Below are 12,740 nucleotides of genomic sequence, written 5' to 3' on the forward strand. Positions count from 1 at the left end.
ATGGCACTGCTGGAAATCTGCTGTTACAGCATGGAGTGTGCGCTGACGGCACAAAAAAATGGCGCGGATCGTATTGAACTGTGTTCGGCACCCAAAGAAGGGGGCTTAACCCCATCACTGGGTGTATTACGTACCGTTCGTCAGCATATTGATATTCCCGTCAATCCGATTATCCGCCCGCGCGGCGGGGATTTTTGCTATACCGACGGTGAATTCGCCGCCATGCTGGATGATATCGCCATGGTCAGAGATCTCGGATTCTCCGGGCTGGTAACCGGGTTATTAGATGTTGATGGCAACGTCGATATGTCGCGCATGGAAAAAATTATGCGGACAGCCGGTACGCTAAATGTCACGTTTCATCGGGCCTTTGATATGTGTGCCAACCCCTTAAATGCGCTGAAAAGTTTATCTGATTTGGGTGTCGCCCGAGTGCTGACTTCCGGGCAAAAATCAGATGCTGCGCAAGGTTTAACAAAAATAATGGAACTTATTGCACAGCCCGGTGCTCCAATCATTATGGCCGGAGCGGGGGTTCGCGCTGCGAATTTGTCTCTATTCCTCGACGCCGGTGTGCAGGAAGTCCACAGTTCTGCCGGAGTATGGCTGGCTTCTCCCATGCGTTATCGCAATACGGGGTTGTCGATGTCTTCGGATGCGCAAGCGGATGAATATTCCCGCTATGCGGTAGACGGGGCGGCGGTTGCTGAAATGAAAGCGATTATTGCGCACCATCGGGCCAGCTGATTTTTACCGTTGCATCATGTCGCCCAATATGATGCTTGCTCGTACCAGGCCCCTGCAATTACAGGGGCCTTTTTTTCTCCTTCATATTTCAAGCCGCAGCCGCGTTGGCCGCCTTGCTCACCCCGGTCACGTAGTTATCTACGCTCCCGGGGATTTGCTGTGTTGCCGCCTTGCTGCAACTTGAACTATTTTGGAGAAACGGTGCTATACGTAACGGTCATCCGGCAATCCATCACGGCTTACGCGCAATCAAGACCGCGCGCAGCGGGGCAGGGTACCCTTCTACCGTTTTACTGCTGTCGTTCGGGTCGAGGAAATCAGCCAGCGATTCGGTAATCATCCACTCGGTACGGCGCTGTTCTTCGGTAGTGGTCACACACACGTCGGCAATGCGGACATCAACAAAACCGCACTTCTCCAGCCAGTTTTTCAACGCCAGAGCAGACGGAATAAAGTAGACGTTGCGCATTTGTGCGTAGCGGTCACCCGGCACCAGCACGGTATTTTCGTCCCCTTCAACCACCAGCGTTTCCAGTACCAGTTCACCGTCTTGTACCAGTTGATCTTTCAACTGCCAGAGATGTTCCAGCGGAGAACGACGGTGATAGAGCACGCCCATTGAGAAAACGGTATCAAACGCGTTCAACGCCGGAAGCTGTTCAATACCCAGCGGCAGCAGATGCGCGCGCTGGTCGTTGCCCAGCAGTTTTCGCACCGCTTCGAACTGACACAGGAATAACTGGGTCGGATCAATCCCAACGGCCAGGTGCGCGCCTGCACCGATCATGCGCCACATGTGATACCCGCTGCCGCAGCCGACATCCAGGATCGTCCGTCCGGTCAGGTCGGATAAATGCGGCAGAACGCGATCCCATTTCCAGTCAGAACGCCATTCGGTGTCGATATTGACGCCATACAGTGAGTATGGCCCTTTACGCCACGGCATCAAATTGCGCATTAACGTATCAATGCGTTTAAGCTGACCGTCGCTGAGCGGCTCTTCGCTTTCAGCGGTGACACTGTGCAGCAAGTCCAGACGGTGCGGTGTCAGTTCAGGCAAAAACTCTACCGCGTTCGACCACTGCTTAAACAGGCCGTGCTGATCGCGCTGCCAGCTCGCAATTTGTGCCGGGAGCGTTTCCAGCCAATGAGAAAGGTGGTTTTTGGCAATCAGCTGATAAAAGTTACCAAAGTCGATCATGCCGCAACCTCAGCTTTTAGTGCCACCAGAGAACCAAAGTTAAAGCACTGGAACCACAGTTCGCTGTGTTCAAAACCAGCCTGATGCAGGCGCGCTTTATGGGTTTCGACCGAGTCGGTCAGCATGACGTTTTCCAGCATGCTGCGCTTTTGGCTGATTTCCAGTTCGCTGTAGCCATTTGCCCGCTTGAAATCGTGGTGCATGTTGAACAACAGCTCACCCACTTTTGCATCTTCGAAACTGAATTTCTCCGACAGCACCAGCGCGCCGCCAGGATTCAGTCCCTGATAAATCTTATCCAACAATGCCTGGCGCTCCGCTGGCTCAAGGAATTGCAGGGTAAAATTCAGCACCACCATTGAGGCGTTTTCAATAGTAATGTTGCGAATATCCCCTTCGACAACCTCGACCGGAATAGGGGCTTTATAGGCGTCAATATGACGGCGGCAGCGTTCAACCATGGCCGGGGAGTTGTCGACGGCAATAATTTTACAATTGTCATGCTGAATACTGCGACGCACCGAGAGCGTCGCGGCGCCCAATGAACAGCCCAGATCGTAGACCTGCGTGTTGGGTTGCACGAAACGTTCGGCCAGCATACCAATCATCGAAATGATGTTGGAGTAGCCGGGAACGGAACGCTGGATCATATCCGGGAAGACTTCAGCTACCCGTTCATCAAAGGTCCAGTCACCCAGACTGGCGATAGGCGCAGAAAAAAGCGTGTCGCGGTGAGACATAACGTAAAAATCCGGGAAAAATAAAGTGGCGTATTGTGCGCTAATGCAGGGAGAAAACCAACTCCCAGGGCATATACCAGAGATTCGCCAGCACCATTAGCACCAGCGAGCACCAGGTGGCGCTCATGCCGGAACGACGCCAGCGGAACAGACGGTGGTGGAATCCGTAATAATGCATCAGCCGACCGGCAATTAACATCAGCCCGCAAATATGCACCATCCACGTTTCCGCGCCGTTCATTTCCATAAATAACAGCAACACTAATGCGACGGGGATATATTCCACCGCATTACCGTGAATGCGAATCGCACTTTGTAGTTCGCTAAAACCGCCGTCGCCATAAGCCACGCGATACTGCATACGCAGGCGGACAACGTCAAAGGAGAACTTAATCAACAATAACGCACCCAGTACGGCATATAGCGCGCTTACCATACAAACTCCCTTTTAAAATGGCTGCTGGCATTGACTATGATAGGTGGCATTTTCAGAAAAGAGAAGATTGCTGTGGAATAGACGGTGCTGATCCGATCTCTGGCAGGGTGGCACGCAGGTCGCCCCATAAGGACTCGACCAACTGCGGCGCTTGTGCGATGTCTGGCGTATGTAAAAACAGATAGGGTGTTGTGGTCTGCTTCCAGAGAGACAGTTTGGCCAGCCATACGTTAAATAACGTTCGGTTTTGCTCCATATTATCGCTGCCGATAAAGCGCACCATGGGATTGTTCGCGGTAACCACTGCATGGACCGGAACTTTCGGTTTTTTGCGCTGCGCATCGCGAATCGCTTCACTGTGAGGAACCGCGGCGTGTACCGGCCGACTATCTAAAATTACCCGATTGACCCCTCGCTCGTGTAAGCCGCGATTGAACCATTTCTCGTCTTCACCTTTGGTAAAAAATTCAGGATGGCGAACTTCCACCCCGTAGGTAAACGATGCGGGTAACGCATCGAGAAACGCCCACAGAGCAGGGAGATCGCGAGGAGAAAAGGTGGCGGGTAACTGCAACCAATATTGCCCGATTCGCGCTTCCAGCGGTGACATGCGGGTGAAAAATTCTTGCACCAAATCATCACAGTTTCGCAATGCAGCTTGATGCGAAATGGTCGCCGGAAACTTAAAGCAGAAGCGAAAGTCATCGGTAGTCTGCGCCTGCCAGCGCGTAACAATCTCGGCTTTTGGCAGCGCGTAGAGTGTGGTATTGCCCTCAACACAGTTAAAGTAGCGGGCATACTCTTCAAGGCTGGTGATCCCCAGGCGCACCCACTTCGGATGCGACCACTGCGGCAGGCCGATATAGATCATAACGCTTGCAGGATCTCGTCCACGCTGCGCACGCGTGCAATGCGCGGGAAGATATGCGTCATGCTGCCCTGATGCTGATCGGCACTGGCTGCGCTACAGGCATCTTCGGCAATCACCAGGTTAAAACCCAGTTCCCAGGCGTTACGCGCCGTTGACTCAACGCCGATGTTGGTGGAGATCCCGCATAACACGATAGTGTCAACGCCCCGGCGGCGCAGTTGGAGTTCGAGGTCGGTGCCGTAAAAGGCACCCCACTGGCGTTTGATCACTTCGATGTCACTGGCGTTTTTGCCCAGCGCAGTCGGATAGTCCCACCAGTTTGCAGGGAGTGCTTTAGCCGGTGTCTGGGCATCTACCGGCTGTTTCAGCGCTTCTGCGTAGTCGTCAGACCAGCCAACGCGAACCATCACTACCGGTGAACCGTGAGCTCGGAATTGTGCCGCAAGGCGTGCGGCGTGGGTTACCACGTCGCTTGCCGAATGGGGGCCGCCGGCGAAGGGTAAGATCCCTTCCTGTAGATCAATAACGACAAGGGCGGTGGTTTTAGCGTTCAGTTCCAGCATGGTGACTCCAGTCAAAAAAGAATTCCGTTACACCTTAATCGCGATTGTGTGTGAAAGGGGCGACAATTTTTGTTATTTTTTGTGAGATTACGCAATACCCGCGTAGGAAACACGCGTACAGTCAGTACCGGACTTATCGTGCGGCAGAATTTCCAGTATAATAGCCGCCTTTTTTCATTCAGTTGTGACATTCAGCTAAAGCTGCGACTTCGTCATCTGCAAGGCAGGTGACAATCCGCCTGCGGCAAAGTTAAGGGATATCTCATGCGTACAGAATATTGCGGACAGCTACGTCTGTCCCACGAGGGGCAGCAGGTGACTCTGTGTGGTTGGGTCAACCGTCGTCGTGATCTTGGTAGCCTGATCTTCATCGATATGCGCGACCGCGAAGGTATCGTGCAGGTATTTTTCGATCCGGACCGTGCGGACGCGTTAAAGCTGGCCTCCGAACTGCGTAATGAGTTCTGCATCCAGGTTACGGGCACCGTGCGTGCGCGTGACGCGAAAAACGTCAACGCCGATATGGCGACCGGCGAAATTGAAGTACTGGCGTCCGATCTGACCATCATCAACCGTTCAGACTCGCTGCCGCTGGACTCTAACCACGTTAACACCGAAGAAGCGCGTCTGAAGTATCGCTATCTGGACCTGCGTCGTCCGGAAATGGCGCAGCGTCTGAAAACCCGTGCCAAAATCACCAGCCTGGTGCGTCGTTTTATGGACGATCACGGCTTCCTCGACATCGAAACGCCGATGCTGACCAAAGCGACCCCGGAAGGCGCACGTGACTATCTGGTGCCTTCCCGCGTCCATAAAGGCAAATTCTACGCCCTGCCGCAGTCTCCACAGCTGTTCAAGCAGCTGCTGATGATGTCCGGCTTTGACCGTTACTATCAGATCGTAAAATGCTTCCGTGACGAAGACTTACGTGCTGACCGTCAGCCTGAATTTACCCAGATCGATGTTGAGACCTCCTTCATGACCGCACCGCAGGTGCGCGAAGTGATGGAAGCGTTAGTGCGTACTCTGTGGCTGGAAGTAAAAGGTGTGGATCTGGGTGATTTCCCGATCATGACCTTTGCGGAAGCCGAACGTCGCTACGGCTCTGATAAACCGGACCTGCGTAACCCGATGGAGCTGGTTGACGTTGCTGACCTGCTGAAGTCCGTTGATTTCGCCGTCTTCTCCGGCCCGGCTAACGATGCCAAAGGTCGCGTGGCTGCGCTGCGTGTACCGGGTGGGGCAAGCTTAAGCCGTAAGCAGATCGACGATTACGGTAATTTCATCAAGATCTACGGCGCGAAAGGCCTGGCTTACATTAAGGTCACCGAGCGTGCGAAAGGTCTGGAAGGGGTAACCAGCCCAGTTGCTAAGTTCCTGAATGCCGATATCGTTGACGCGATTCTTGAGCGCACCGGCGCACAAGATGGCGACATGATTTTCTTCGGCGCAGACAACAAGAAAGTGGTTGCTGACTCGATGGGCGCACTGCGTCTGAAACTGGGTAAAGATCTGAGCCTGACCGACGAAACCAAATGGGCGCCGCTGTGGGTTATCGACTTCCCAATGTTTGAAGACGACGGTGAAGGTGGCCTGACCGCGATGCACCATCCGTTTACCGCGCCGAAAGACATGACGGCCGCTGAGCTGAAAGCCGCGCCGGAAGAGGCCGTTGCCAATGCGTACGATATGGTCATCAACGGTTACGAAGTGGGCGGCGGTTCCGTGCGTATCCATAACGGCGACATGCAGCAAACCGTGTTTGGTATTCTGGGTATTAACGAGCAAGAACAGCGTGAGAAGTTCGGCTTCCTGCTGGACGCGCTGAAATACGGTACTCCGCCGCACGCGGGCCTGGCGTTTGGTCTGGATCGTCTGACCATGCTGCTGACCGGTACCGATAACATTCGTGACGTTATTGCCTTCCCGAAAACCACGGCTGCTGCGTGCCTGATGACCGAAGCGCCAAGTTTTGCCAACGACGCTGCCCTGGCGGAACTGAGCATTCAGGTTGTGAAGAAGGCCGAGAATAACTGATATGACATACAAACAGCCTGTCTCGGTGTTAGTCGTGATTTATGCAAAGGACACCGGAAGAGTGCTGATGTTACAGCGACGCGACGATCCTGATTTCTGGCAGTCGGTCACCGGCAGCCTTGAAGAGGGTGAAACCGCGTCGCAAGCCGCCATGCGCGAAGTAAAGGAAGAGGTCACCATTGACGTTGCCCGCGAGCAACTGACCTTAATTGACTGTCAGCGCACGGTGGAGTTCGAGATTTTTAGCCATTTACGACATCGCTACGCACCGGGAATCGAACGGAATACGGAATCCTGGTTTTGCCTGGCACTCCCCTCGGAACGAGAGATCGTGTTCACTGAACATCTGACCTATCGTTGGGTTGATGCGGCGGAAGCTGCACACTTAACCAAATCGTGGAGTAACCGGCAGGCGATTGAAGAATTTGTAATTAACGTCGCCTGAGAAGGCGCGCTTTTTGGAGATATTATTTATGGCAGGTCATAGTAAATGGGCCAACACCAGACACCGTAAAGCAGCGCAGGATTCCAAGCGCGGCAAGATCTTCACCAAAATCATTCGCGAGCTGGTTACGGCCGCTAAGCTTGGTGGTGGCGATCCGGACGCGAACCCGCGTCTGCGTGCGGCTGTCGATAAAGCGCTGTCCAACAACATGACGCGTGACACCCTGAACCGTGCCATCGCGCGCGGTGTGGGCGGTGACGAAGACGCAAACATGGAAACCATCATTTATGAAGGTTACGGTCCTGGCGGGACAGCGGTCATGATTGAATGCCTGTCTGACAACCGTAACCGTACTGTTGCGGAAGTGCGCCATGCGTTCACTAAAACCGGTGGTAACCTGGGCACTGACGGTTCAGTTGCGTACCTGTTTAGCAAAAAAGGTGTTATCTCCTTTGAGCAAGGCGACGAAGACACCATCATGGAAGCCGCGCTGGAAGCTGGTGCTGAAGACGTTGTGACCTATGATGACGGTGCGATTGATGTCTACACCGCATGGGAAGAGATGGGCAAAGTGCGTGATGCACTGGAAGCCGCTGGTCTGAAAGCGGACAGCGCTGAAGTTACGATGATCCCGTCCACCAAAGCGGACATGGATGCAGAAACAGCACCGAAGCTGATGCGTCTGATCGATATGCTGGAAGACTGCGATGACGTGCAGGAAGTTTACCACAACGGCGAAATCTCCGATGAGGTTGCTGCTACGTTAGAATGACGTGGTTGAGCGGTAAAATAACAGGAGATGCGTGATGTCCATTATTCTCGGCATTGACCCGGGCTCGCGCATCACCGGCTATGGCGTGATCCGCCAGGTCGGTCGACAGTTGACCTATCTGGGCAGTGGATGTATTCGTACCAAAGTAGATGATTTACCGTCGCGCCTGAAGCTAATTTATGCCGGCGTGTCGGAAATCATTACCCAGTTTCAGCCAGACTACTTTGCCATTGAGCAAGTATTTATGGCAAAAAACGCCGATTCGGCGCTTAAGCTGGGGCAGGCGCGCGGCGTGGCGATTGTTGCTGCCGTAAACCAGGACCTTCCGGTGTTTGAATATGCGGCACGTCAGGTGAAGCAAACCGTCGTCGGGATAGGCAGTGCGGAGAAAAGTCAGGTGCAGCACATGGTGCGCACATTGCTAAAACTCCCGGCAAATCCCCAGGCCGATGCCGCGGATGCGCTGGCCATCGCCATTACCCACTGCCACGTCAGTCAGAACGCCATGCAAATGAGCGATACCCGGCTGAATTTAGCGCGTGGTCGACTACGTTAATGACAAATGAGGCTGGATATCTATCCAGCCTTTTTTTATGATAGCGCATTACCTTTTTAGCCCTTAACGCAGGAGCGTCACGTGATAGGCAGACTCAGAGGCATCATTCTCGAAAAACAACCCCCGTTGGTTCTTCTGGAAACGGGTGGCGTAGGCTATGAAGTGCATATGCCGATGACCTGTTTTTACGAGCTGCCGGAAGCCGGGCAGGAAGCGATTGTTTTCACCCATTTTGTGGTGCGTGAAGATGCGCAGCTGCTGTACGGGTTTAACAACAAGCAGGAACGCACGCTGTTTAAAGAGCTGATTAAAACCAACGGCGTTGGACCGAAGCTGGCGCTTGCGATCCTCTCCGGCATGTCGGCGCAGCAGTTCGTTAACGCGGTTGAACGCGAAGAACTCGGGGCGCTGGTGAAACTGCCGGGTATCGGTAAGAAAACCGCTGAACGCCTGATTGTTGAAATGAAAGACCGCTTTAAAGGCTTACATGGCGATCTGTTCACACCGGCGGCGGATCTGGTGCTGACGTCACCTGCGGGTCCGGTAACGGATGACGCCGAACAGGAAGCGGTTGCTGCGCTGGTGGCGCTGGGCTATAAACCACAGGAAGCCAGCCGCATGGTGAGCAAAATAGCCCGCCCTGATGCCAGCAGTGAAACCCTGATTCGTGAAGCGCTCCGCGCTGCATTGTGAGGTAAAGGATGATTGAAGCAGACCGCCTGATTTCAACTGCCAGCACGATACCTGAAGACATTGTGGATCGTGCGATCCGCCCCAAGTTGCTCGATGAGTATATCGGTCAGCCTCAGGTCCGTTCGCAAATGGAGATTTTTATCCAGGCGGCGAAGTTGCGCGGTGATGCCCTCGACCACCTGCTGATCTTTGGTCCTCCGGGTCTTGGAAAAACCACGCTTGCCAATATTGTCGCCAATGAAATGGGCGTAAACCTGCGTACCACCTCCGGCCCGGTGCTGGAAAAAGCGGGCGATTTGGCGGCAATGCTGACGAACCTCGAGCCGCACGACGTGCTGTTTATCGATGAGATCCATCGCTTATCGCCGGTCGTGGAAGAGGTATTGTATCCGGCGATGGAAGACTATCAGCTGGATATCATGATCGGCGAAGGGCCTGCTGCACGCTCGATCAAGATTGACCTGCCGCCGTTTACGCTGATTGGCGCGACAACCCGTGCCGGGTCGTTAACCTCTCCGCTGCGTGACCGTTTTGGTATCGTGCAGCGACTGGAGTTTTATCAGGTTGCCGATCTTCAGCATATTGTAGGGCGCAGTGCGCGTTATATGGGGCTGGAGATGAGTGAAGAGGGTGCGCTGGAAGTTGCTCGCCGTGCGCGCGGAACGCCGCGTATTGCCAACCGTCTGCTGCGTCGCGTGCGTGACTTCGCCGAGGTGAAGCATGATGGCACTATCTCGGCAGACATTGCCGCCCAGGCGCTGGATATGCTCAATGTGGACGCTGAAGGGTTCGATTACATGGACCGTAAGCTGCTGCTGGCGGTGATCGATAAATTCTTCGGTGGGCCGGTAGGGCTGGATAACCTGGCCGCCGCTATTGGTGAAGAGCGTGAAACGATTGAGGACGTGCTGGAGCCATATTTGATTCAGCAGGGCTTCCTGCAGCGTACGCCGCGCGGACGTATGGCGACGGTGCGCGCCTGGAATCATTTTGGTATTACGCCGCCGCAAATGCCTTAAGTTTTTTATGCCGGATGGCAGCTTGCCTAATCCGGCCTACCTGTGAACGTAGGCCTGATACGCGAAGCTCCATCAGGCAACACACTCTTAGCTCGCTTGCTTTTTCATCATGCTGAAAATAAACATCAGCGCGGCACACAGCACCACGGAGGGCCCTGCTGGCGTATCATAGAACGCCGAGAACGTCAGGCCGCCCGTTACCGCTATCATCCCCACGCCCACGGCAACACCGGCCATCTGCTCAGGCGTACGCGCAAAACGGCGTGCGGTGGCAGCAGGAATAATCAGCAGCGACGTAATAATGAGCGCGCCGACAAACTTCATCGCCACACCAATCGTTAACGCAGTGACCAGCATCAGCAGCAGCTTCACGCGTTGCAGCTTCACACCATCGACAAAGGCGAGATCCGGGCTGATGGTCATTGACAGCAGGTTGCGCCATTGCCAGAAGAGAATGGCTAGCACAATGACAACACCAATGGCGATGGAGATCAGATCTTCCGGCGTCACGGCAAGCAGGTCACCGAACAGATAGGCCATCAAATCCACACGGATATTCGACATCAGGCTGACGACCACCAGGCCCAGTGACAGAGCGCTGTGCGCCATAATGCCGAGCAAGGTGTCTATGGCGAGGTGAGGGCGCTTCTCCAGCCACACCAGACCCGCTGCCAGCATCAGAGTGACTGCGATAACCGCATAGAACGGGTTTACATCTAACAGCAGACCAAAGGCCACACCCAGCAGTGACGCGTGCGCCAGCGTGTCGCCAAAATAAGACATCCGACGCCAGACCACAAACGATCCCAGCGGGCCAGCGGCGCAGGCCAGCATGATCCCGGCTAACCAACCGGGTAATAACAATTCAATCATGAGTGACCATTTCCCCGGCGTAATACGATACGACCCTGTAAATCATGGCGATGATTATGGTTGTGACGGTAAATTCCGAGTTGCTCGGCACCGCGTTGTCCAAACATAGAGATAAATTCCGGGTGCATAGAGACCACTTCCGGCGTGCCGGAGCAGCAAATATGGTGGTTGAGGCACAGCACTTCGTCGGTCTTCGCCATCACCAGATGCAAATCATGCGAGACCATCAGTACGGCGCAATCGAGTTCACGGCGAAGCTGGTCGATAAGGTCATACAATGCGACCTGACCATTGACATCCACACCCTGAGTGGGTTCATCCAGCACCAGCAGCTGTGGTTTATTCAGCAATGCGCGAGCCAGCAGGACGCGCTGCGTTTCCCCGCCGGACAGTTTTTGCATCGGCGCATCCATCAGATGTCCGGCCTGAACGCGCTTGAGCGCCGGGAGAATATCGTCCTTCTTTGTATCCGGACGTAAGCGCAAAAAGCGGCTGACCGTCAGGGGCAGCGTGGTATCGAGATACAGTTTTTGCGGGACATAGCCAATCCGCAGCTGTCCGTTACGCTTGATAACGCCTGCATCTGCTGCTACCAGCCCGAGGACAACGCGCACCAGCGTAGACTTCCCGGCACCGTTCGGACCAAGAAGTGTTAAAATTTTGCCGGGCCGTAGTTCAAGCGAAACGTCAGAAAGGACGCGGCGTTGACCATAAGAGACCGAGACATTTTCCAGTGAAACCAAAGTCGTCATATCAATTTTAGTCTTGCAGAAGTTATAGAATGTTATAATATCACATTTCTTACATTCATTACGATGATTGGTCGCATTATGTTACATAAAAATACGCTTCTTTTCGCAGCATTATCCGCTGCTCTTTGGGGGAGTGCAACACAGGCAGCAAATGCCGCCGTCGTTGCCTCGCTTAAGCCGTTAGGGTTTATCGCTTCAGCGATTGCTGATGGGGTTACGGATACCGAGGTTCTCCTGCCTGATGGTGCATCCGAACATGATTACTCATTGCGTCCGTCAGACGTAAAACGCTTACAGGGCGCGGACTTAGTTGTTTGGATTGGCCCCGAGATGGAAGCGTTTATGGAAAAATCTGTCAAGAATATTCCTAACGCGAAACAGGTAACGATTGCGCAACTCAATGACGTGAAGCCGTTGCTCATGAAAGGGGGCGACGATGATGATGACGATCATGAACACAATGACGCCCACGGTGAAAAAAGTGACGAACATCACCATCATGGCGACTACAACATGCATCTTTGGCTTTCCCCAGAGATAGCGCGGGCCTCAGCGGTTGCAATCCATGAAAAATTAGTGGAACTTATGCCGCAAAGTCGAGCCAAACTTGACGCCAACCTGAAGGATTTTGAGGCACAATTAGCCGCAACCGATAAGCAGGTAGGTAACGAGCTCGCACCGCTCAAGGGGAAAGGGTATTTCGTTTTTCATGACGCCTACGGCTACTACGAAAAACATTACGGACTAACACCGCTTGGTCACTTTACCGTGAACCCTGAGATTCAACCTGGTGCGCAGCGTTTACATGAAATAAGAACACAGTTGGTTGAGCAAAAAGCAACCTGCGTTTTTGCTGAGCCACAGTTCAGGCCAGCGGTCGTTGAAGCCGTTGCGAGAGGGACATCCGTTCGAATGGGAACGTTGGATCCCCTCGGAACAAACATCAAACTGGGTAAAACAAGCTATTCTTCGTTTCTGAACCAATTAGCCAACCAGTATGCGAGCTGCCTGAAAGGAGATTAATGAGGAAGTGAA

Annotated in this window: 15 protein-coding genes; 8 read left to right on the forward strand and 7 right to left on the reverse strand. The window is 53.8% G+C overall.

Annotation, left to right across the window (positions count from 1 at the left end):
* A complete protein-coding gene (gene cutC / locus FCH32_RS12805; RefSeq protein ID WP_174361005.1) occupies positions 1-747 on the forward strand; it encodes a copper homeostasis protein CutC in 747 nt (248 codons plus the stop codon).
* A 232-nt stretch (positions 748-979) separates the two neighbouring features.
* Here the strand turns inward: cutC and cmoB are convergent, their stop codons facing one another.
* Genes cmoB through FCH32_RS12830 form a run of 5 tightly spaced genes read right to left on the reverse strand, consistent with a single transcriptional unit; the run spans position 980 to position 4,558 of the window.
* Positions 980-1,948: a tRNA 5-methoxyuridine(34)/uridine 5-oxyacetic acid(34) synthase CmoB gene (gene cmoB / locus FCH32_RS12810; protein ID WP_115258776.1), complete on the reverse strand. Its 969-nt coding sequence runs from the start codon at positions 1,946-1,948 to the stop codon at positions 980-982.
* Positions 1,945-2,688: a carboxy-S-adenosyl-L-methionine synthase CmoA gene (cmoA, locus tag FCH32_RS12815; RefSeq protein WP_096757441.1), complete on the reverse strand. Its 744-nt coding sequence runs from the start codon at positions 2,686-2,688 to the stop codon at positions 1,945-1,947. The genes cmoB and cmoA overlap by 4 nt, the downstream gene beginning before the upstream one ends.
* Before the next feature lie 40 nt (positions 2,689-2,728).
* Positions 2,729-3,124 carry an MAPEG family protein gene (locus tag FCH32_RS12820; protein ID WP_096757440.1) on the reverse strand — a complete coding sequence of 132 codons (396 nt, stop codon included), beginning with the start codon at positions 3,122-3,124 and terminating at the stop codon, positions 2,729-2,731.
* A gap of 52 nt (positions 3,125-3,176) precedes the next feature.
* Positions 3,177-3,995, reverse strand: a complete 819-nt coding sequence (locus tag FCH32_RS12825; protein ID WP_174361006.1) for a DUF72 domain-containing protein — start codon at positions 3,993-3,995, stop codon at positions 3,177-3,179.
* Complete coding sequence (locus tag FCH32_RS12830) at positions 3,992-4,558, reverse strand: hydrolase (RefSeq protein WP_174361007.1); 567 nt, start codon at positions 4,556-4,558, stop codon at positions 3,992-3,994. The genes FCH32_RS12825 and FCH32_RS12830 overlap by 4 nt, the downstream gene beginning before the upstream one ends.
* Positions 4,559-4,822: 264 nt before the next feature.
* On the opposite strand from FCH32_RS12830, the gene aspS reads away from it, so the two are divergent.
* The 6 genes from aspS to ruvB all read left to right on the forward strand — a co-directional run bounded on the left by aspS (position 4,823) and on the right by ruvB (position 10,080).
* Entirely contained in the window at positions 4,823-6,595 is a 1,773-nt protein-coding gene (aspS, locus tag FCH32_RS12835) for an aspartate--tRNA ligase (protein ID WP_115258772.1), read from the forward strand.
* 1 nt (position 6,596) lies between these two features.
* A complete protein-coding gene (gene nudB, locus FCH32_RS12840) occupies positions 6,597-7,040 on the forward strand; it encodes a dihydroneopterin triphosphate diphosphatase (protein ID WP_137362889.1) in 444 nt (147 codons plus the stop codon).
* Positions 7,041-7,068: 28 nt separating this feature from the next.
* Entirely contained in the window at positions 7,069-7,812 is a 744-nt protein-coding gene (locus FCH32_RS12845) for a YebC/PmpR family DNA-binding transcriptional regulator (RefSeq protein ID WP_096757435.1), read from the forward strand.
* A gap of 34 nt (positions 7,813-7,846) precedes the next feature.
* Positions 7,847-8,368, forward strand: coding sequence for a crossover junction endodeoxyribonuclease RuvC (gene ruvC, locus FCH32_RS12850; RefSeq protein WP_045444124.1), 522 nt, complete (start codon positions 7,847-7,849; stop codon positions 8,366-8,368).
* A gap of 81 nt (positions 8,369-8,449) precedes the next feature.
* The gene (gene ruvA, locus FCH32_RS12855; protein WP_096757434.1) at positions 8,450-9,061 is read left to right on the forward strand and encodes a Holliday junction branch migration protein RuvA; all 612 of its coding nucleotides are present in this window, start codon (positions 8,450-8,452) and stop codon (positions 9,059-9,061) included.
* 8 nt (positions 9,062-9,069) lie between these two features.
* Positions 9,070-10,080 (forward strand): Holliday junction branch migration DNA helicase RuvB, encoded by a 1,011-nt coding sequence (gene ruvB, locus FCH32_RS12860; protein WP_174361008.1) that lies wholly within the window; start codon positions 9,070-9,072, stop codon positions 10,078-10,080.
* A gap of 87 nt (positions 10,081-10,167) precedes the next feature.
* Here the strand turns inward: ruvB and znuB are convergent, their stop codons facing one another.
* Positions 10,168-10,953 (reverse strand): zinc ABC transporter permease subunit ZnuB, encoded by a 786-nt coding sequence (gene znuB, locus FCH32_RS12865; RefSeq protein ID WP_135912208.1) that lies wholly within the window; start codon positions 10,951-10,953, stop codon positions 10,168-10,170.
* A complete protein-coding gene (znuC, locus tag FCH32_RS12870) occupies positions 10,950-11,705 on the reverse strand; it encodes a zinc ABC transporter ATP-binding protein ZnuC (RefSeq protein ID WP_096757431.1) in 756 nt (251 codons plus the stop codon). Before znuC ends, znuB begins: the two co-directional genes overlap by 4 nt.
* Before the next feature lie 78 nt (positions 11,706-11,783).
* Here znuC and znuA point away from each other — a divergent pair, with 78 nt between their 5' ends.
* Positions 11,784-12,728, forward strand: a complete 945-nt coding sequence (znuA, locus tag FCH32_RS12875; RefSeq protein WP_174361009.1) for a zinc ABC transporter substrate-binding protein ZnuA — start codon at positions 11,784-11,786, stop codon at positions 12,726-12,728.
* Positions 12,729-12,740 lie beyond the last annotated feature (12 nt).

The organism is Citrobacter gillenii, assembly GCF_013337685.1.
Taxonomy (GTDB): Bacteria; Pseudomonadota; Gammaproteobacteria; order Enterobacterales; family Enterobacteriaceae; genus Citrobacter; species Citrobacter gillenii.

Bases quoted from the DNA above. Each gene is read 5' to 3' on its own strand.
- cmoB (WP_115258776.1), bottom strand. From the start codon at position 1,948: ATGATCGACTTTGGTAACTTTTATCAGCTGATTGCCAAAAACCACCTT.
- znuC (WP_096757431.1), bottom strand. From the start codon at position 11,705: ATGACGACTTTGGTTTCACTGGAAAATGTCTCGGTCTCTTATGGTCAA.
- ruvC (WP_045444124.1), top strand. From the start codon at position 7,847: ATGTCCATTATTCTCGGCATTGACCCGGGCTCGCGCATCACCGGCTAT.
- FCH32_RS12825 (WP_174361006.1), bottom strand. From the start codon at position 3,995: ATGATCTATATCGGCCTGCCGCAGTGGTCGCATCCGAAGTGGGTGCGC.
- znuA (WP_174361009.1), top strand. From the start codon at position 11,784: ATGTTACATAAAAATACGCTTCTTTTCGCAGCATTATCCGCTGCTCTT.
- FCH32_RS12830 (WP_174361007.1), bottom strand. From the start codon at position 4,558: ATGCTGGAACTGAACGCTAAAACCACCGCCCTTGTCGTTATTGATCTA.
- cmoA (WP_096757441.1), bottom strand. From the start codon at position 2,688: ATGTCTCACCGCGACACGCTTTTTTCTGCGCCTATCGCCAGTCTGGGT.
- FCH32_RS12845 (WP_096757435.1), top strand. From the start codon at position 7,069: ATGGCAGGTCATAGTAAATGGGCCAACACCAGACACCGTAAAGCAGCG.
- cutC (WP_174361005.1), top strand. From the start codon at position 1: ATGGCACTGCTGGAAATCTGCTGTTACAGCATGGAGTGTGCGCTGACG.
- aspS (WP_115258772.1), top strand. From the start codon at position 4,823: ATGCGTACAGAATATTGCGGACAGCTACGTCTGTCCCACGAGGGGCAG.
- znuB (WP_135912208.1), bottom strand. From the start codon at position 10,953: ATGATTGAATTGTTATTACCCGGTTGGTTAGCCGGGATCATGCTGGCC.
- FCH32_RS12820 (WP_096757440.1), bottom strand. From the start codon at position 3,124: ATGGTAAGCGCGCTATATGCCGTACTGGGTGCGTTATTGTTGATTAAG.
- nudB (WP_137362889.1), top strand. From the start codon at position 6,597: ATGACATACAAACAGCCTGTCTCGGTGTTAGTCGTGATTTATGCAAAG.
- ruvB (WP_174361008.1), top strand. From the start codon at position 9,070: ATGATTGAAGCAGACCGCCTGATTTCAACTGCCAGCACGATACCTGAA.